Raw genomic sequence first — 18856 nt, 5'->3', positions numbered from 1 at the left:
GGCGCCTTGAGGGTCAATGGGGTCGCAGTATGGGCAGCTTCTGCTAGTTCAGCGCGGGGAAGACGCGGTCGCGCAACAGGTGTGCGAGGTCGCGGTCGGGTGCTGCTGGGTTGACCCAGGCAATATCGCCGATTTCGGCGGCGGCGTGGGGTTCGTCGTTTGTGACGGTGTGGGTGCAGGTGAAGATGGTGCCGACGACTGTCTCGCCCGGCTCGTTGGCGGCGGGGGCGTCGAAGGTTCCTAGTTTGTCGAGGTTTTCCGCATCGAGGTGGAGGCCTACTTCTTCGGAGACTTCGCGGAGGGCGGCGTCGACAAGCGCCTCGCCCTCCTCGAGCTTGCCGCCGGGCAGCTGGTATTTCGTGGAGGACTTCTTGCGCACGGTGAGCACGTGGCCTTGCGGGTTGCGGATGACGATGGCGGCGACTTCAATCATGGCCGTCGATTTTAGCGCCTATGTATGCCGGTTTTCTGCCTAGCGGAAATGTTGACGGCGTTTAGTTGTTAAGACAAGTTCATGTTTCATAACCAAGGGGTTTGATTCGGTAAACTATATTAATCTTTAATTGTTAATCATCGAAATTACTTTATGTGTTTTGGCAGGTTAGAGACTCGAACCAGCAACGAGTACACTGTCTTCAGTGCGCCAAAGTTGGAAGATTTTTATCAGAGATGTAGCCAGGCTTGGCCGCGTCCCCAGGGCGTGGATCATCCTCATCGGGCTTATCATCACCCCCGCGTTGTATTCATGGGTGAACATCGCGGCCTTTCGAGACCCCTATGGCCATACCAACAACATCAAGGTGGCCGTGGTCAACGAGGACAAGGGTGCAAACAACGAGCTCACGGGGGACATTGATGTCGGCAGCGAAGTTATAGAGAAGCTGAAAAAGAATGATCAGCTCGGCTGGCAATTCCTCGACGGTGAGAAGGCAGAGAAGGCCCTGTTAGAGGGAGACGTGTATGCCTCGGTGACGATCCCGGAGGACTTCAGCAAGAACCTCGTGAGCATGCTCGACGGGAAGTTCACGCAGCCACAGCTGATCTACCGCGTTAATGAGAAGAACAACGCCATTGCCGTGAAGATTACGGACACCGGTGCTAAAGGTCTGGACAAACAGATCACCTCGGCGTTCAAGGAGCAGGTGGCCACCGTCGCTGCGGAGAACGTCAAGGACACCGGTACGGATTTTGAGCGAAAAGTTACGCGCGCGATGAACAACACCAGTTCCGCGTTCGGGGAGACCGCGCAGGAGATCGACAGCAACCGCGAGAATCTTGCACGCATTCAGGACAAGCTTGACGCCGCTGCCGACTCCACGTCTGGAGCCAAGTCCACCGTGGCGGATGTGAGTACTGCGCTGGGCGACGCCCAAGCGGCCCTCGCTGAGATCTCTTCCTTGGTTGAGCAGGCCCAAGGGGGCATCGGTGACTTCACCGACCAGACCACGGCGGCCTTCGTCAACGGCGCTACTGCGGTGGCTGACGGCACCGCCCAGGCCCAGGATTCCATTGCGGATGTCACTGCGGGCTTGAACCAGGCCGGTGACCGTTTCGACTACGCCACGCAGCGAGCAAACACCGCTATCGATGCTAGTGCTGACTCGATTGCCCAGCTTAAGGCATTGCGCGATTCCGCGACGCTATCACCCCAGGCGGCCAAGGAAATTGATGATGCGATCCAGCGCCTCGATGAGGGAAATGAATCCAACCGCCAGCTTGTTGGGAACCTTAATGCGCTGAGCAAGGATACCCAGGCCGCGGCGACAAACGTGCAGGCTAGTGCAGACGCCATCAACCAGGCGGCGGCGGATACCAAGGCCACCTCGCAGACGCTGCGCGATACCGTGACGTCCGCCGTCCCAGGGATCAACCGAGCGATGAGCAGCCTGAGTACCACCGCGAGTGCTTTGAGCTCCACGCTGGAGGCGCAGAAGGGTACCATGCAGGAGGCCGATGGTCTTTTGGATGGCGTGGCCAAACAGCTTCGGGCTACGAAGGACACTCTCTCGGACTTCGACACCAACCTCGTTGCGCTCCAGGGCAGCCTGCGCGCCATGCAGGGTGATGTGCGCTCGCTGCAAGCCGCGATGAACTCCAAGGTGGCCCAAGATGTCACCGGGCTACAGGCTGAAGAGATCGGAAAGTTCTTCGCAGAACCCATCGAGTTGAAGTCCGAGACCGTGTACCCGGTGAATAGCTACGGCTCCGCGATGGCGGCGCTGTTTACAAACCTTTCGCTGTGGATCGGCGCCTTCGTCCTCATGGTGATCTTCCGTGTCGAGGTGGATAAGGAAGGGTTCCACCGCATCACGGTGGGGCAGGCCTACCTGGGTCGCTTCCTTCTCATGGCCTTGATGGTCATTGTCCAGGCCGTCACGGTGACCGTGGGTGACCTGCTCATCGGTGTGCAGACCGTGAATGCGCCGGCCTTCGTCTTTACGGGCGTGCTCGTGGGATTAGCCTACTTGAGCATCATCTACGCGCTGTCGACCTCGCTGGGTCACCTCGGCCGCGGTCTGTGTGTGGTCTTTGCCATCATCCAGATTCCGGGTGCTTCGGGCCTGTATCCAATCGAGTTGCTGCCCAACTTCTTCCACGCCATCTACCCGTTGCTGCCGTTTACGTATGGCATCGACGCGATGCGCGAAACTATTGGTGGGTTCTATGGCGGCCATTACTTCAAGTTTATGGTCGTGCTGGCCTTCATGTTCATCCTGTTTTTCGTCTTCGGCCTGCTGCTGCGTAAGGCCTTGGCGCACTTCAACGTCATCTTTAACCGCGAGCTGCGGGATACCGAGCTCTTTGACTATGAAAACGTGCAGGTGGTGGGCTCTGGCTACCGCATCGCAGACGTTATCCAGGCGCTCGATAGCCGCAGTGGTCTCAAGAAAGACTTGGACCGCCGCGCACACGACTGGGGCTATTGGCTCAAGCTGGTGGCCATTGCCGGCGTCATCGGAGTGGTGATCCTCATCGTGGTCTCAGGGCTGCTGCCTGCCCAGAAGCCACTGATCCTGGGCATTTGGACCGCATGGTGCTTCCTCATCATCGTCGCCGCGGTGACCCTGGAATACCTGCGCATCAGCCTCAAGCAGTCGGCAAAGCTCGTGACGATGGATGAGGACGAAATTAAGCATCCGGCCCGCATCGGCGCAGATTCCACGGAGGGGGAGAGCTAATGCGTGGAACACTCGATCTTTTCCTCAATGACATGCGCACCGCATGCCGCAACGTGATGAGCGCGGTGATGCTGGTGGGCCTCGTCGTGATTCCAATGCTGTTCACGTGGTTCAACGTGCTCGCTAGTTGGGATCCCTTCGACAACACGAGCCAGCTCAAGGTGGCGGTGGCTAGCAAGGACACCGGCTATGAAAGTGATCTACTACCGGTGCCCATCAACGTCGGCAACCAGGTGCTCAATGAATTGCGTGCAAATGAGCAGCTAGATTGGGTTGTGACCACATCCGACGAGGCGATTGAAGGTACGAAGTCCGGTGAGTATTACGCAGCCATCGTGCTTCCGGAAAACTTCAGTACCGACATGATGAACTTCTACACGGATGGTTCCAAACCCGCGGAATTGTCTTTCTACATGAACGAGAAGAAGAACGCACTGGCGCCGAAGATTACCGGCCAAGGTGCAGAAGGCGTGTCGGCCCAGGTTGCTGAGGCCTTCACCACGACGGTCGGTGACGTATCCTTCGACCTGGTGACCTCGCTGTCGGATTTCTTGAACAAGGGCGATACCAGGGCTGTCCTGGACCGGATGCAGGCGCGCGCGGATGGCGTGCAGACACAGCTGGATATGGCGGCGCGTACCGCGCGCTCCTTTGCCGGCCTGGTCGATACTGCGGTTCCACTCATGGAGAGCGCTCAGCGCATTGCGGACTCGGCGGATCTGGATCTGCCGGAAGTCCAGTCCTCCTCACTCAACATTTCCACGGACGCCCTGCAACAATCTCTTGATGCCACCAGTGCTAGTTATGACGTGGTGCGTCAACGCGTTGATGCGCTTTTCGACGACGCCTCCACCTCCCGCGCCGACCGCGTAGCTGCGCTGAACACCTGGGCCGGCCAGGTAGAGGGCACCATTGCCCAGTACCAGAACCTACACGGCCGCATTGAAGCCCTGCCACTTCCTGCCGGAGATAAGGAGAAGGTGCTGGGCCGTATCGAGGAGGCGATTGAGGCTCAACGTACTCTCCACGCGCGCCTCACCGCAGCGGCCAACGCGCCTGAACCCACGAAGCCCGACCTGTCTAGCTTCGACGATGCGAAGAAGGCAGTGGAAGGAATTTCTACCTCTGGCCTGCGTGAATCCCTGCGTGCGCTGCAGGATTCCTTGGGGCAGGTGAGCGCGGACCTGGATATCGCGAAGACCCCCGTCACTATCGATTCCTCCTCGCTGACGGACGCGCAGGACGCAGTGCAGAAGCTTGCCTCTGGCCTGCAGGATAAGGCCAACAAATTCGCCGATCTGAAGAAGGATATTGATTCCGCTGCGGCGTCCGGTGACCTCAAGAAGCTGGCGGACCTCATTGGTTCTGATCCCGATGCTTTGGCGCGTGCGATTGCTGCGCCAGTGGACGTCGACAGGCAAGCGGTCTACCCAGTCAAGAGCTTCGGCGCTGGTATGACGCCCATGTATACGGCGCTCGCGCTGTGGGTCGGTGCACTGCTGACTGCAGTGAGCGTGCGCACGGATGTGGTTGACAAGGATAAGTACTCGCCGATGCAGCGTTTCTTCGGCCGCTTCGGAATGTTTGCCACGGTTGGCCTCGTGCAGTCGACGATGCTCATTCTGGGCCTCATCTTCTTCGTGGGCATCGAGCCCGCGCACCCGATCCTCATGCTGTTGGCCGGCTGGGTTAGCTCGCTTATCTTTATGCTGATTTGCTACACCTTCGTGGTTTCCTTTGCCAACGCGGGCAAGGCGCTGGCGGTGCTCATGTTGGTGATTCAGGTGTCTTCGTCGGGAGGCGCCTACCCCTTGCAGGTGCTTCCTGAGTGGTTCCAAAACATTAGTCCCTGGCTGCCAGCCACCTACACCATCCGTGCCTTCCGCGCGGCCATCGCTGGTACCTATCACGGTGATTTCTGGCTGTCTTTGCTGTGCTTGCTGCTCTTTGCGGTGCCGATGCTGGTGTTGGGCGTTGTCTTCCATAAGCCGTTGGAGAAATTCACCAACGGCTGGGTAGAGACCTTGGAGAAGACCAAGTTGATGTAGCGCATAAGATTGTCGGAATATTCACAGGCCAATGGGTTTCCTCAGATTGGTGCTAAGCGTTAGTGTGAATCGCTGTGAAACGCGGTCATTTCTTGGGCCCAGCTCGGCTCACTGCCGCGGGCTTTATCCTGCTCATTCTTGCGGGAACGGTGCTTTTGATGCTGCCGATTTCCGCCAACGTTCGGCAGTGGACTCCGTTTCTTCCTGCGCTTTTTACGGCGACCTTAGCAGTTTCTCTGACGGGGCTTGTGTTGGAGGACACCGGTACGTATTGGACGCCCTTTGGCCAAGCAGTCATCATTGTGCTCATCCAGCTGGGTGGTCTCGGCATCATGAGTTTGGTGTCGTTATCGGGCATGCTTCTGACCGGCCGGATCAGCTTAACAACGTGTCCACGATTTGCGGGTAACCCCAGACACGGTAAGGGTGGGCTAAGTGTCAAGTTTGTCGCGACTCACCTGTCAAGTATCAGGACTGCCTTCGCAGGAACAGGGGGTCAAATATGTGGTGAACTCAGACACCTCCGGGCGCACAACACAAAGCCCCTAGCTGTGAAAACAGCTAGGGGCTTTAGCTATGCACGGGTTGGTTTAGCGGTAGACCATGCCACCGTCGGTCAGGATGGCCTGGCCGGTGATGTAGTCCGCGCCGGGGCTAGCCAGGAAGGAGACCAAGTCGGCGACGTCCTCCGGGGTCTGGGCGCGGCCCAGGGCGATTCCCTCGACGTTCTTCTGGTAGGTCTCGCCCAGCGGGGCGCCGGTGAGCTCGTGGAAACGCTCGTCGATTTCGACCCACATGTCGGTGCCAACAATGCCCGGGCAGTAGGCGTTGACGGTGATGCCGTCTGCGGCGTATTCCTGCGCCGCAGTCTGGGTTAGGCCACGTACGGCGAACTTGGTGGCGGAGTAGGCGCCTAAGACTGGGAAGCCGTCGTGGCCGGCGATGGAGGAGGCGTTAATGATCTTGCCGCCGTGGCCCAGCTCCTTGAACTTAGCGGCGGCCGCCTGGATGCCCCACAGAACGCCCTTGACGTTGATGTCGAAGATGGAGTCGACCTCCCCGTCGGCGATTTCCGCGATGGGCTGGACTTGGGCGATACCGGCGTTGTTGACCATGATGTCGAAGCCGCCGAGCTCCTCAGTGGCCTTGTCGATGGCGGCGTAGATCTGGTCGCGGGAGGAGACGTCGGCGCCAATGGCGATCGCCTTGCGGCCGGTGCCTTCGATCTTCGCGACGGTGTCCGCGCACTTATCGGCGTCCAAGTCCAAGACTGCCACGTTGGCGCCGTCCTCGGCCAGTCGCAGGGCGATGGCCTGACCGATGCCGCGAGCGGCGCCGGTAACGAGTGCGACCTTGTCATCAATGCGTTGGTTTGTCATGAAACTCCCTCCGGTAGGCGGGCGGGAACCCGCGTTTATTGGTTCACCATTCGAGTATCCGGGAGAATATAACTTCAGTCAATGATGTGGATCACGTGTCGGGTTTGGTGTGGCGTGGGGAATTTTTTGGGCGTGCGGAGAATATCGACTTGTGCCCGTATCCGACCATTCCACTTGGGAAAACGGCGAAGAAATCTGTCAGAGGTCGATAATTTTCCGATGGGAAACCCTAACCCAGCGCCCGCAGGTACCGCCGCGAGGTGAGGGCCCGCCGGGCGAGGTCGATGACGGGTCGGGTAAGCCGCAGCCACCGGGTGGCGGGTTCGGAGCGGGCGAGGATGTCCAGGCGGGCGCGGTTTCCGGGCAGGCGGGTTAGGGTGAAGGTTTCGGCGCCGCGCTCGAGGTGGCCGGAAAGCGTTCCGTAGGTGAAACCGCAGCGGTCGGGCTCGTCGATGACGTCGGTGACGCGGCAATAGAACTTCTTCACCAGTGGGCCCAGGCCGAAGCCCAGCTCAACTACTGCGCCGTGCAGGGCCGGGCCGGTGGCGCGGATGCGGAAGACGCTGGCCTGGACCCGCCAGCCGCGCAGGCCGGCCGCGGCGGTGTCGAAGTCGGCGTCCAGGACGCGGCTGGCGCGCAGCTGCGGGAGGCGGTAAAGCTCCGCGGGCTGGTAGGTCAGCGGCTGGGCGCGCCGGCGGGCGGCGAGGTGTTGGGGGAGCGGGCTAAAAGATTTCAATCCGTCCGCCCAGGGACTGGGACTGGCGCAGCAGCGCGACCCAGCCGTGGCCGCCGGGGTGCAGGCGCAGGACCGGGCGGGAGGAGATCTTGATGGGGGAGACCGACTCCTTGCGCGCGCCGGAGCGGGCCTCAATGCGGGTGCGGGCGCGGTAGCCGGCATCGGCGAGGTCCGCGATGGACGGCTCCGCGGAGGACAGCGAGTCGCGGGCGGCCTGGAGGAGCTCGAGGGACTCGTCCAGGGCGTCGACCAGGGCCGGGGCGTTGGTCTCACACATCTGCTGGACGAGCTCGGGGCGGGTGCCCGCCACGCGGGTGCCGTCCTTGAAGGAGCCCGAGGCCAGCGACTGGGCGAGGATGCCGCCGTTGTCGCCCACCACGGCGAGCAGCTCGGCCAGAATGTGGGGCAGGTGGGAAATCCGGGCCACGGCCGCGTCGTGGTTGTCCACGGTCACCGGGACGGCTTCCGCGCCGACCATCTGGGTCATCCGGGTCACGTCGGCGAAGAGATCGATCCAGAATTGGCCGATCCGCTCGCCGCGGGCCTCGCATTCCTGGGCGTGGTCGAAGGTGATAGCCCAGGCGGCGCGCTTGAACATGCCGGTCTGGGAGTTGTTCCAGCCCGAGTTGGAGGTGCCGGCCATCGGGTGGCCGCCCACGTAGCGGGTCTCCATCTGGCGCTGCTTAATCAGGTCGTAGACGGCGGTCTTGACGGAGACGACGTCGGTGACGCCGCAGGTCGGGGCGTGTTCAGCGATGGCGTCGAGGACCTCTCCTACGGCCTCCATGGGCACGGCCACGACGATGAGGGCCCCCTCGGCCTCGGCGCGGCGGAGGATGCCCGGCAGATCGTCCGTGACGTCGTAGCCCTGCTTGATTGCGGTGCGGGCGCCGGACGTGGAGTGGTTGTAACCGAAAACGGAGTGTTTACATTCGGTCAAATCGCGCAGCAGAGAGCCGCCGATAAGGCCGAGACCGATAATGCAAATGGGACGTTGGACATCTGAAGAACTCACAGTGACAATCTTCCCACATTGCGACTACTCTCACGAGGTATGAGCGACGCAAATTTTTCCGGGTACTCCTTCGCGGTCACGGTTCACCAAGATAACGGCCGCTGGGTGGTGCGCGAATTCGACGACGACTTCGACGACGCCGAGCGCACCGTGCGGGCCGTGCGGAGCCTGCGAGCCGAGGGTGCCGCTTTCGGTTTGGTCTGCGTCGACGACGACTATTTCGTCATCATCCGCCCCGTGCCCGGCGGGGTCTACATGCTGCTCTCGGACGCCACGATGGCGGTCGATGATGATTACGCGGCGGACTTTCTGGACATGCGGGGCCTGGACGTGCCGGATATCGACCCGGATGATTTGGACGACGTGGACGGCTTTGCCGACGGCGACTTCGATATCCTGGCGGATCTCGGCTTGGGCGAGGACCAGCTCGGCTTCATCGTGGACAACGACGAGGACTGGCCCTCGGACATGCTGCTGCGCATCGCGGGCGATATCGGCTTCGGCGACGAGCTGGAGGAGGCCATCGACAACCTCGACAGCGACACCGACGACGAGCTCGACTGATGCCCGCGCCCACCCACGGCCTGCCGGCCAGCGAGGGGTCGCGCCGGGCAGTACGCCGCATGCGCCGCGCGCTCGAGGTGGCGGCCGGCACCCCGGCCGGGGACGTGCCGGTCGGTGCCGTGCTTTTCGATGCCGCCGGGCGCGAGCTGTCCACCGGAGTCAACCGCCGCGAGCAGCGCCAGGACCCGACCGCCCACGCGGAGGTGGAGGCCATCCGGGCCGCGGTCAAAGAACACGGGGACGGGTGGCGGCTATCCGGCTGCGAGCTGGTGGTCACCCTGGAGCCGTGCGCCATGTGCGCCGGGGCGCTGCTGGGGGCGCGAATCGCCTCGGTGGTCTTCGGCGCCTTCGAACCGAAGACGGGGGCCTGCGGATCGTGGGTCGATCTGCTGCGCGCGCCGGGCGGGCTGCACGTCCCGCAGGTGCGGGCGGGGATCCTCGAGGAAGAATGCGCCCAGCTTATGGCAGGATTTTTTGAATCACTACGCTAAAGTGTGAGCCACGACACCTTCGTGGCGGCGCGGTCGAGTAATCACGGGTATGCTGGTTCCTGCGAAACAATTCCGCGTGAAACAAGGAGGAAAATCATGGCTGATTTCGAGAACGCCAAGGACAAGGTCGTCGGTCAGGCTAAGGAAGCTTACGGCGAGGCCACCGACAACGATCAGGTTGCCAACGAGGGCAAGGGCGAGCAGACCGCTGCTGACGCCAAGGACAAGCTGTCCGACGCTGCTAACAACATCAAGGACAAGGCCTCCGAGGCCCTGGGCAAGCTGACCGGCGACGACAAGTAAGTCTAAGACCCGGTGCGGCGGGCGCTACCCGGCGATTTTGTTAACGCGGGGCGCCTGCCGTAACCTGTTACGCGGTGGCGTGTCCGAGCGGCCGAAGGTGATCGCCTCGAAAGCGATTGTTGGGTAACCCCCAACCGCGGGTTCAAATCCCGCCGCCACCGCCAACTCAATTCCCTATCTGACCGGCGCATTCCGGTGGGATAGGGAATTTTTTGATCCATAACTTAGACTAGGGCAATACGGCTATGCAGTCCTTAACCTAGAATTTTTTTAAACTTCCTTCCCGTTTCTTTCCCGCGCAGCGGTGGGAATATTGATGCAGAAAAGGTGTTCACCTCGTGGCTAAACTCCTGTACCGGCTGGGGCATTGGTCCTACCTGAACAAGTGGAAAGTCATCGTCACCTGGCTTGTGCTCCTGGCCGCGACCGCGGGCGCGGCCGTGGCGCTGATGAAGCCAATGACGAGCGAATTCTCCATCGCGGGCACGCCGTCCATCGACGCGACCTACCGGACCATGGAGCTCTTCCCCGAGGGTGGCAACCCGGCGAACGCGCCCACGGTGAACCTGGTCTTCCACGCCCCGGAGGGCGAGAAGCTCAGCGACCCAGACAACGCGCAGGCCATCGACCAGGTGGTGGACTACCTCCGGGACAACCTGGAGATGGGCGACACCATGCGCTTTGGCAACCCGCTGGAGGTCTCGCCCCAGCTGCAGGACCAGGTCGTTGATCAGTTCACCTCGATGGGACTGCCGGAGGAGTCTGCCCGCCAGGACGCGGACAACCTGGCGATGGTCAGCGAGGACGAGACCATCGCCTACACGACCTTTGACTTCGACGCCGAGAGCCCCTATTCGGTGGACTCGGAAGACAAGGAGATTGTCAACGACGCGATGGACTTAGGCCGCGCGGCGGGCCTGCAGGTCGAGGCCGGCGGCGCCGGCTTCGGCGACGATATCCGGGTCAACTCGACCTCCGAGGTCATCGGCCTGGGCGTGGCCTTCCTGGTGTTGATCTTCACCTTCGGCTCGCTGGTCTCGGCGGGCATGCCGCTCATCTCCGCGGTGGTTGGCGTGGGGCTCGGCTCGCTGGGCCTGATGATCGCCACCCACTGGGTGGAGCTGAACAACATGACCCCGGTGCTGGCCGTGATGATCGGCCTGGCCGTGGGCATCGACTACGCCCTGTTCATCCTGTCGCGCTACCGCGCCGAGCGTGAGCGCATGTCCGGGCCGGAGGCCGCGGGCATGGCCGCCGGCACCGCCGGCTCCTCGGTGGTCTTCGCCGGCACCACGGTCTTCGTGGCCCTGTTCGCGCTGGTGATCGCCCGCATCGGCTTCCTGTCCGCCATGGGCCTGGCCGCCGCCGGCACCGTGGCCATCTCAGTGCTGGTCGCCCTGACCCTGATTCCGGCCCTGCTGGGGCTGCTGGGCGACAAGGCCTTCGCCGGCCGCATCCCGGGCGTGGCCGGCAACCCGAACCGCAAGGGCAAGCGCTCCCGCCGCCGCACGATGGGCAACCGCTGGGTCCGCGCGGTCCAGAAGGTGCCGGGCCTGACCATGGCCGGCGTGGTCCTTTCCCTCGGCCTGCTCTCGGCGCCGGTGCTGAACATGGAACTGGCGCTGCCGGCGGATACCACCTCGAACCCGGACACCACCCAGCGCAAGGCCGCGGACCTGCTCGCGGAGGGTTTCGGCCCCGGCGTGAACGGGCCGTTTTTGGTCATCGTGGACGCGGCCGACGTCAACGAGGACTCCGCCGCGCTCCAGCCGCTGATGTCCGCGCAGGAGGGCGACGACGAACATTCCAAGGCCGCGTTCTCCTCCTTCATGTACGCCACGGATCAGCTCAAGGGCGTGGGCGGGGTCAAGCACGCCCAGCTGGTGGGGCTCAGCCAAGACCAGAACGCCGCGCAGATCATGGTCACCCCGGAGACCTCGCCCACGGAGGAGGCCACCGTGGGCGTGGCCAACGCCCTGCGGGATACCAACTCCCGGATCGAGGACGCGACCGGCACCGAGGTCGGCATGACGGGCTTGACCGCCGTGCAGCTGGACATCACGGAACACCTCGAGCAGGCCATGCCGCTCTACCTGGGCATCGTGGTGGGCCTGGCCATCCTGCTGCTGCTCGTGGTCTTCCGCTCGGTCTTGGTCCCGCTGGTGGCCGGCCTCGGCTTCCTGCTCTCGGTGGGCGCGGCGTTCGGTGTGACCGTGCTGTTCTGGCAGGAGGGCCTGTGGGGCCTGGTGCCGGCGCCGGGCCCGCTGATTTCCTTTATGCCGATCTTCCTCATCGGCGTGACCTTCGGCCTGGCCATGGACTACCAGGTCTTCCTGGTCACTCGCATGCGCGAGCACTACACGCGGACGGGCGGCACCTCCCGGCCGGGCTCGCCCTACAACGGGGTCGAAGAGGCCACCATCGTCGGCTTCACCCAGGGCGCGCGCGTGGTCACCGCGGCGGCCATCATCATGATTTCGGTCTTCGTGGCCTTCATCAACCAGCCGCTGCCGTTCATCCAGATCTTCGGCTTCGCCCTGGGCGCGGGCGTGCTTTTCGATGCCTTCTTCGTGCGCATGGCACTCGTGCCCGCCACGATGTTCCTGATGGGCCGCGGCACCTGGTGGATGCCGCGCTGGCTGGACAAGATCCTGCCCACCATCGACATCGAGGGCAACGAGCTGGAAAAGGAATGGGAAGCCCAGGCCACTAAGCAGAGGGAATATACTGACCAGCATGACGCACGCAGGTGACTTGAGCTTTAAGGTCCGTACCCGCCTGGAACAGGAAGGGGCGGGAAAGCACGGCCGCACCGGGGTGATTAGCACCCCGCACGGGGACATCCAGACCCCGGCTTTCATCCCGGTGGCCACCAAGGCCACTGTCAAGACCCTGACCCCGGAGCAGATCCGGGCCACCGGCGCGCAGGCAATCCTGTCGAACGCGTACCACCTCTACCTGCAGCCCGGCCACGACATCGTGGACGCCGCCGGCGGGGTCGCCGCCTTCGAGAACTGGCACGGCCCGACGTACACCGACTCCGGCGGGTTCCAGGTGATGAGCCTCGGCGTGGGCTTCAAGAAGGTGCTGGCCATGGACCTGGCCGACCTGACGGAGCAGGACATCCGCGCGGCCAAGAAGGAGCGCATGGCGCAGGTGGATGAAGACGGGGTGGACTTCAAGTCCGTCATCGACGGGTCCAAGCACCGTTTTACCCCGGAAAAATCCATGCAGATCCAGCACGGGCTGGGCGCGGATATCATGTTCGCCTTCGACGAGCTGACCACGCTCATCGACACCCGCGCCTACCAGGAGGAGTCGGTGGCGCGCACGCACCGCTGGGCGCAGCGCTGCATCGATGAGCACACGCGGCTGACCCAGGAGCGCACCCACCGGCCCAAGCAGTCCCTGTGGGGCGTGGTGCAGGGCGCCCAGTACGAGGACCTGCGGCGCCAGGCCGCCCGCGGCCTGGTGGAGATCTCCGATAAGGCCTGGGAGTCCGGCAGCCGCGGCTTCGGCGGCTTCGGCATCGGCGGCGCGCTGGAGAAGGAAAACCTGGGCACCATCGTCGGCTGGGTCTGCGACGAGCTGCCGGAGGACAAGCCGCGCCACCTGCTGGGCATTTCTGAGCCGGACGACCTGTTTACCGCGGTGGAGGCCGGCGCGGATACCTTCGACTGCGTCGCGCCGACGCGCCTGGCCCGCCGCGGCGGGGTCTACACCCTGGAGGGGCGGCTGAACCTGTCGAACGCGCGCTTCAAGCGCGACTTCGCGGGCGTGGACGAGGAATTCGGCGGCTACGTCTCCGAGAACTACTCGCGGGCCTACCTCCACCACCTGCTCAAGGCGAAGGAGTACCTGGCCGGGACGCTGTGCACCATCCACAACCTGGAGTTCATGGTCCGCCTGGTGGACAATATCCGCGCCGCCATCGACGGCGGCTACTACGCGGCCTACCGCGACGAATTCCTGGGCCGCTACTACGCCGGCCGCTAACGCGAAGGGCCCGCGCTGTGCCGCCTAGGCGGGTGTTACGGTGGCGGGTATGTCTGGAAAGAATTTTCGCGGTGACCGCCGCTCAGGCGGTACTTTAGAGGACCTCGCTAAGGCCTGCCACGGTATCGACGGCGCCGGTTACGGCGCGTACAAGAAGCTGGCCGGCACCTATACCGAGCCCGGCGCGGACGGGCTGACGGTGGCGATCGACAAGGTGCAAAGCGATCCCTTCGCCGCCCCGTCCAAGGTGCGGGTGCGCGTGCCCCGCGCGGTGGCCGACCTGCCGGCCGAGGTGGTCACCGATGAGCTCGACAAGGTCGCGGTGGCCGACTTTCTCGCCCGCCGGATTGCGCGCACCGTCGCCGCCATCGGCGGCGGCAAGGCAGGCAAAGGCCGCAAGGGCAGCGGCAAGTCCAACAGCGTGAGCGTCGGCTTCATCGGCCAAGAGGTACTCGAGCGCAGCGCCGTCGTGGTCACCGACGAGGTGATCGAGGTGCGCCTGCTGGTCGGCCTGCCGGCCCAGGGCCGCCGCGTCTTAGGCCACCGCGCCGCCGGCCTGCTGGCCGAGGACCTGCCGGACGCGGTGGAAGAGGCCGTTGTGGCCGAGGAATTCAACCCGGATGACCTGGCTGGTCACGTGTGGCTCCTGCGCGACCAGGAGGCCCTGCGCGCGCAGCTGGCTACCCGCGACCTGGTCGGCTTCGTGGGCAACGGCGCGATCCTGCCGCGCCGGGCCGGTGATAGCGACAAGCCGATGGACGCGGATACCGCCGCGGCCTTCATCGCCCCGGAGGAGCTCACGCACAGCTTCGAGCTGCCCAGCGGCCGCACCGTGACCGGCATGGGGGTGCCCGCCGGCCTGACCGTCATCGTGGGCGGCGGCTACCACGGCAAGTCCACGCTGCTGCGCGCCCTGGAGCGCGGCGTCTACCCGCACGTGGCCGGCGACGGCCGCGAATGGGTCATCACCCGCGCGGATGCCGTCAGCGTGCGCGCCGAGGACGGCCGCCCAGTCACGGACCTGGATATCTCCCCGTTCATTACCAACCTGCCGACCGGGGCGGATACCCGCCGCTTTTCCACCACCAACGCCAGCGGCTCGACCTCCCAGGCCGCCAACGTCGTCGAGGCCGCTGAGGCCGGCGCCACCGCCCTGCTGATCGACGAGGACACCTCGGCGACGAATTTCATGATCCGGGACCGCCTCATGCAGGAGCTCGTCCCCGGCGACCAGGAGCCCATCACCCCGTACGTGGCGCGGGTGAAGGCGCTCTACCAGGACAAGGGCATTTCCACCGTCCTGATTGCGGGCGGCTCCGGCGCCTACCTCAGCCTGGCCGACACGGTCATCGCCATGGACCGCTACCAGCCGCACGACATCACCTCCCGCGCCCATGAGATTGCCGCCGGCTCCCGCCCGCACGAGCTGGCGCTGGGGCCCGGCATGTTCGATCCCAGCTTCCGCGCCCTGGCCCCGGGCTGCCTCAAACCCACCGCCGGGCACAAGGGCAAGCCCCAGGGCGCGAAGCCGCGCGGGCTAGACACCATCAGCTTTGCCAAGAGCGACATCGACCTAAGCGCGGTCTCGCAGCTGGCCGATGCCCCGCAGACCGCCGCCATCGCGCTGTGCCTGGAGTGGCTGGGCAAGCACAACGACTCCCGCCCCGTCACCGAACTGGTCGACGAGCTGCTGGCGACCATCACCGCCGAGTCCCTGACCGCGCTGACCCCGGGGCGCTCCCACCCCGGGCACCTGTCCCGCCCCCGCAAGCACGAGATCCTGGCCGCGGTGAACCGTTACCGGAGGTTAGATATTAAGCGCTAAGGGGAAAGCCCGCGAATTTAGGCCGCCGCCCCGCCGGCGACGTAGTTCTCCTTCTTCTTGACCCACTTGATGACCTGGGTGGTCACCGGCAGGAGGACGACCTCGATGAGGGTCTTCCACAGGAAGCCGACGATGACGTAGTTGATGAAGTCGCCGGCGGTGGAGATGCCGATGACGGGCGCCGCGATGGCGCAGAACAGGAGGGTGTCGCCGAACTCGCCCACGACGGTCGAGGCGATGAGGCGGACCGGCAGCTTCTTCTCACCGTTGCGGCGCTTGAGCACCGACATGACCCAGGCGTTGAGCAGCTGGCCGACGAGGTAGCCGCAGAGGGAGGCCAGAACGATCTGGGGGACCAGGCCCAGGGTGGCGGCGAAGGCCTCCTGGCCCTCGTAGAACTCGGCTTCCGGCAGCCAGATGCCGATGTAGAAGGACAGCACGGCCAGCAGGGCCATGGCGAAGCCGATGTAGATGGCGCGCCGGGTGGACTTGAAGCCGTAGCACTCGGCCAGCACGTCGCCGGTGATATAGGCCAGGGGGAAGAGGAAGAAGGCGCCGTCGGTGACTAGGGGGCCAAGCTCGACGCCCTTCGTGGCGTTGATATTCGAGATCAGGAAGGTGACGACGAACAGCGTGACCAGCCACGGGTACAGGCTGGCCTGCACCGGGATGAATCGGATGCTCTCGCCACCGGGGTTGGTGGTTGCGGTTGCCGATTGTTTTGTCATGCACCTTATCGTGCCAGAACGCGGGCGGTACGCTGTAATTTATGAGTTCTGAGACCCTTCCTGCGGCCGGGCGTTACGCGCCCAGCCCGAGCGGCGACCTGCACTTTGGAAACCTGCGTACTGCGCTGCTGGCCTGGCTGTTTGCGCGCTGGTCCGGCCGGAAATTCTACCTGCGGGTCGAGGACGTGGACACCCAGCGTTCCTCGCTGGAATCCGCCGCGCGGCAGCAAGAGGACTTGCAGGCCATCGGCCTGGACTGGGACGGTGAGGTGCTGCGCCAGCAGGATCGGTTTGCGGCGTACGAGGCGGCGCTGGCGCGCCTGCCGCACTACGAGTGCTATTGCTCCCGCAAGGACATCCAGGAAGCCGCCCGCGCCCCGCACGCCATTCCGGGCCAGTACCCGGGCACGTGCCGGGACTTGAGTGATAAAGAGCGGGAGGCCAAGCGGGCGGAGCTGGCCGCGGCCGGCCGCGTGCCGGCGTTGCGCCTGCGCGCCGACCGCGACGAGTACACCGTGCACGACTACCACCGCGGTGACTACACCGGCGAGGTTGATGACTTCATTCTGCGCCGCGGCGGGAACGCGAACCAGCACCAGGACTTCGCCTACAACCTGGCCGTGGTGGTTGATGACGCCTACCAGGGCGTGGACCAGGTGGTGCGCGGCGACGACCTGCTTACCTCCGCCCCGCGCCAGGCGTACCTGGCGCACCTGTTGGGGAAGGCGGCCCCGGAGTACGTCCACGTGCCGTTGGTGCTCAACAGCGACGGCCGGCGCCTGTCCAAGCGCGACGGGGCGGTGACCCTGCGCCAGCTGCTGGAGACCGCCAGTGTCCAGCAGGTGGTGGGGCAACTGGCGGCATCGTTGGGGCTGGCCGGGGCCCGCACTGCGGAGGAGATCTTAGAGCGCTTCGACCCGGCCCGGATGGGCTGGGATCCGGTTTTCTGGGAGCCGGCAGGAAACTGACTGGTGGCTGCCAGCCCCGCGTCCTACACTTAAAACGTAAAGAGAAAAGGCGCGGGGAGAAGGCGTTGTGGAAATAGTTCTAGGGGTAGTGGCGTTGCTGCTGCTCAGCATCATTTCAGTCGCAGTGGGGGAAAAGATCGGGCTGCCGTGGCCTGCTCTGCTATCGGTCGTGGCGATGGTCATCGTCTTCATCCCGGGCATCCCGGCGCTTAACGTGCCGGCCGATCTCATCCTGCCCATCTTCCTGCCGCCGCTGCTGTGGGCGCTGGCGCGCCGGACCTCCTGGGGAGTTATCCGGCAGCAGTGGCTGACCATCGTGAGCTTGTCCGTGCTGCTGGTGGTGGTGACCACGGCCGCGGTGGGCGCGGCCGCGTACGTCTTCCTGCCCGGCGTCGGGGTGGCCGCGGCCCTGCTGATTGGTGCGGCCATCGCCCCGCCGGATCCGGTCGCGGTGGACGCGGTGGCCGAGCCTGCCGGCATCCCGCGCCGTATCATTTCGGCCCTGCAGACCGAGGGCTTGTTTAACGACGCCGCCTCCATCGTCGTCTTCCACATGGCCCTGTTGGCCGTGACCCGCGGTGCGGAACTCTCCGTGGGAGAGGGGATCTTGAAGTTCGCGTACTCCGCCGCGGTGGCCAGCGTCATCGGCCTGCTGGTCGGCCGGGTGGCCAGCTGGTTTATCAAGCACGTGCACGATGTCACCGCGCGCAACGCACTGACCTGGGTGATCCCTTTCGCCACCTATATCCTTTCCGAGGAGCTGGGCGCCTCCGGCGTTATCGCCGTGGTCATCGCCGCGGTGGAGCTCAACTCCCGCGCGCCCATTGAGGCCGAGGACCGCGTCAGTGGTCAGGCCTTCTGGTCCACGGTGGACCTGTTGTTTACCGGCCTGGCCTTCGGGCTCATCGGGCTGTCCGTTAACGACGCCATTACGCAGGTCGGCTCGGATCTGTGGCACTCGGTCCTGGTGGGCGTCATCCTGTCCCTGGTGGCCTTCGCCGTGCGCCTGGCGTGGATGTACATCTTCTACCGCATCAACCTGCGGCGCGGGAAGCCCGGCGTCGCCCCGCTGCGCCTGCAGGAGGTCCTGCTGATGACCTGGTCCGGCATGCGCGGACTCGTCACGCTGGCCCTGGTGCTGTCGGTGCCGAGCGGGGCCATCCCGTTCTACAACGAGCTCGCCGTCATCGCCCTGACCGTGCTGCTGGTGACCATGGTGCTGCCTGGCATGCTCCTGCCGTGGCTGATGAGCAAGCTGGATCTGGCGGCGGATTCGCAAGCCGCCTCGGACAAGATGCACGCCGAAGTCACGGAGCGCGCCCGCAAGGCCGCCATCGATAGCCTGCGCAAACAGCACGATGACTTGGATCCGGAGGTCGCCGCCAACATCGACGACTGGTTCGACAAGGTCTTCGGCACCGACGACCTCGACGCGGAGGATCAGAAGGCCCGCCTGGAAAAGGCCCACCGCGCCCGCGCCTTCGCGGCCCAGGCCCGCGCCACCGCCTTCCAGGCCTCCCAGTCCGTCCTGCTGGAGATGCGCAACGATCCCCGCTACAACCCAGCCCTAGTCGACGAGGTCCTCCACGAGGTCGACCGCATGGTGCTCGCCGCCCGGAAATAA

At 64.3% G+C, this 18856-nt stretch carries 15 protein-coding genes, 1 tRNA gene and 1 pseudogene; 12 read left to right on the top strand and 5 right to left on the bottom strand.

From position 1 onward, the window contains the following. Window positions 1-43 precede the first annotated feature (43 nt). Entirely contained in the window at window positions 44-433 is a 390-nt protein-coding gene (locus tag VVS03_RS07070) for an NUDIX domain-containing protein (RefSeq protein WP_368520522.1), read from the bottom strand. Between the two features lie 205 nt (window positions 434-638). Here VVS03_RS07070 and VVS03_RS07065 point away from each other — a divergent pair, with 205 nt between their 5' ends. From VVS03_RS07065 to VVS03_RS07055, 3 genes and pseudogenes are all read left to right on the top strand, one after another. Further along, window positions 639-3179: a YhgE/Pip family protein gene (locus VVS03_RS07065; RefSeq protein ID WP_368521544.1), complete on the top strand. Its 2541-nt coding sequence runs from the start codon at window positions 639-641 to the stop codon at window positions 3177-3179. After that, complete coding sequence (locus VVS03_RS07060) at window positions 3179-5227, top strand: YhgE/Pip domain-containing protein (RefSeq protein WP_368534477.1); 2049 nt, start codon at window positions 3179-3181, stop codon at window positions 5225-5227. Before VVS03_RS07065 ends, VVS03_RS07060 begins: the two co-directional genes overlap by 1 nt. A gap of 74 nt (window positions 5228-5301) precedes the next feature. Beyond that, a pseudogene (locus VVS03_RS07055) lies at window positions 5302-5607 on the top strand (TrkH family potassium uptake protein); the annotation flags it as partial. 210 nt (window positions 5608-5817) lie between these two features. Here the strand turns inward: VVS03_RS07055 and VVS03_RS07050 are convergent. The 3 genes from VVS03_RS07050 to VVS03_RS07040 all read right to left on the bottom strand — a co-directional run bounded on the left by VVS03_RS07050 (window position 5818) and on the right by VVS03_RS07040 (window position 8357). Then, window positions 5818-6606, bottom strand: a complete 789-nt coding sequence (locus VVS03_RS07050) for an acetoin reductase (protein WP_368520519.1) — start codon at window positions 6604-6606, stop codon at window positions 5818-5820. Window positions 6607-6835: 229 nt separating this feature from the next. Beyond that, on the bottom strand, window positions 6836-7342 hold the full coding sequence (locus VVS03_RS07045) for a DUF1990 family protein (RefSeq protein WP_368521542.1): 507 nt from the start codon (window positions 7340-7342) through the stop codon (window positions 6836-6838). Continuing rightward, window positions 7329-8357, bottom strand: coding sequence for a prephenate dehydrogenase (locus VVS03_RS07040; protein WP_368520517.1), 1029 nt, complete (start codon window positions 8355-8357; stop codon window positions 7329-7331). The genes VVS03_RS07045 and VVS03_RS07040 overlap by 14 nt, the downstream gene beginning before the upstream one ends. Window positions 8358-8396: 39 nt before the next feature. Here VVS03_RS07040 and VVS03_RS07035 point away from each other — a divergent pair, with 39 nt between their 5' ends. From VVS03_RS07035 to VVS03_RS07005, 7 genes are all read left to right on the top strand, one after another. Continuing rightward, window positions 8397-8921, top strand: coding sequence for a tRNA adenosine deaminase-associated protein (locus VVS03_RS07035; protein WP_368520516.1), 525 nt, complete (start codon window positions 8397-8399; stop codon window positions 8919-8921). Window positions 8922-8980: 59 nt separating this feature from the next. Next, window positions 8981-9412, top strand: a complete 432-nt coding sequence (locus VVS03_RS07030; RefSeq protein ID WP_368520595.1) for a nucleoside deaminase — start codon at window positions 8981-8983, stop codon at window positions 9410-9412. A gap of 96 nt (window positions 9413-9508) precedes the next feature. Further along, complete coding sequence (locus VVS03_RS07025) at window positions 9509-9715, top strand: CsbD family protein (protein WP_070768522.1); 207 nt, start codon at window positions 9509-9511, stop codon at window positions 9713-9715. 73 nt (window positions 9716-9788) lie between these two features. Then, window positions 9789-9879: transfer RNA gene (locus tag VVS03_RS07020), tRNA-Ser, on the top strand. Window positions 9880-10053: 174 nt separating this feature from the next. Next, window positions 10054-12468 carry an MMPL family transporter gene (locus VVS03_RS07015; protein WP_368521541.1) on the top strand — a complete coding sequence of 805 codons (2415 nt, stop codon included), beginning with the start codon at window positions 10054-10056 and terminating at the stop codon, window positions 12466-12468. Next, complete coding sequence (gene tgt, locus VVS03_RS07010) at window positions 12452-13711, top strand: tRNA guanosine(34) transglycosylase Tgt (RefSeq protein ID WP_368521540.1); 1260 nt, start codon at window positions 12452-12454, stop codon at window positions 13709-13711. Before VVS03_RS07015 ends, tgt begins: the two co-directional genes overlap by 17 nt. Before the next feature lie 49 nt (window positions 13712-13760). After that, window positions 13761-15536 (top strand): ABC-ATPase domain-containing protein, encoded by a 1776-nt coding sequence (locus VVS03_RS07005; RefSeq protein ID WP_368521539.1) that lies wholly within the window; start codon window positions 13761-13763, stop codon window positions 15534-15536. 17 nt (window positions 15537-15553) lie between these two features. Here VVS03_RS07005 and VVS03_RS07000 read toward each other — a convergent pair whose 3' ends face one another. Further along, the gene (locus VVS03_RS07000) at window positions 15554-16264 is read right to left on the bottom strand and encodes a queuosine precursor transporter (RefSeq protein ID WP_368520512.1); all 711 of its coding nucleotides are present in this window, start codon (window positions 16262-16264) and stop codon (window positions 15554-15556) included. Between the two features lie 41 nt (window positions 16265-16305). Between VVS03_RS07000 and gluQRS the strand changes: the two genes are divergently transcribed. Both gluQRS and VVS03_RS06990 read left to right on the top strand, forming a co-directional pair. After that, a complete protein-coding gene (gluQRS, locus tag VVS03_RS06995) occupies window positions 16306-17232 on the top strand; it encodes a tRNA glutamyl-Q(34) synthetase GluQRS (protein WP_368521538.1) in 927 nt (308 codons plus the stop codon). Between the two features lie 67 nt (window positions 17233-17299). Beyond that, window positions 17300-18856, top strand: a complete 1557-nt coding sequence (locus VVS03_RS06990; protein WP_368521537.1) for a cation:proton antiporter — start codon at window positions 17300-17302, stop codon at window positions 18854-18856.

The organism is Corynebacterium sp. LK2537 (assembly GCF_040946485.1).
Taxonomy (GTDB): Bacteria; Actinomycetota; Actinomycetes; order Mycobacteriales; family Mycobacteriaceae; genus Corynebacterium.
The sequence above is the reverse complement of the archived record's forward strand: the minus strand, read 5'-3'. Positions and strand labels throughout refer to the sequence as shown.

Excerpts from the sequence above, each read along its gene's own strand:
- VVS03_RS07060 (WP_368534477.1), top strand. The coding sequence starts at position 3,179 with ATGCGTGGAACACTCGATCTTTTCCTCAATGACATGCGCACCGCATGC.
- gluQRS (WP_368521538.1), top strand. The coding sequence starts at position 16,306 with ATGAGTTCTGAGACCCTTCCTGCGGCCGGGCGTTACGCGCCCAGCCCG.
- VVS03_RS07005 (WP_368521539.1), top strand. The coding sequence starts at position 13,761 with ATGTCTGGAAAGAATTTTCGCGGTGACCGCCGCTCAGGCGGTACTTTA.
- VVS03_RS07070 (WP_368520522.1), bottom strand. The coding sequence starts at position 433 with ATGATTGAAGTCGCCGCCATCGTCATCCGCAACCCGCAAGGCCACGTG.
- VVS03_RS07000 (WP_368520512.1), bottom strand. The coding sequence starts at position 16,264 with ATGACAAAACAATCGGCAACCGCAACCACCAACCCCGGTGGCGAGAGC.
- VVS03_RS07050 (WP_368520519.1), bottom strand. The coding sequence starts at position 6,606 with ATGACAAACCAACGCATTGATGACAAGGTCGCACTCGTTACCGGCGCC.
- tgt (WP_368521540.1), top strand. The coding sequence starts at position 12,452 with ATGACGCACGCAGGTGACTTGAGCTTTAAGGTCCGTACCCGCCTGGAA.
- VVS03_RS07030 (WP_368520595.1), top strand. The coding sequence starts at position 8,981 with ATGCGCCGCGCGCTCGAGGTGGCGGCCGGCACCCCGGCCGGGGACGTG.
- VVS03_RS07035 (WP_368520516.1), top strand. The coding sequence starts at position 8,397 with ATGAGCGACGCAAATTTTTCCGGGTACTCCTTCGCGGTCACGGTTCAC.
- VVS03_RS07025 (WP_070768522.1), top strand. The coding sequence starts at position 9,509 with ATGGCTGATTTCGAGAACGCCAAGGACAAGGTCGTCGGTCAGGCTAAG.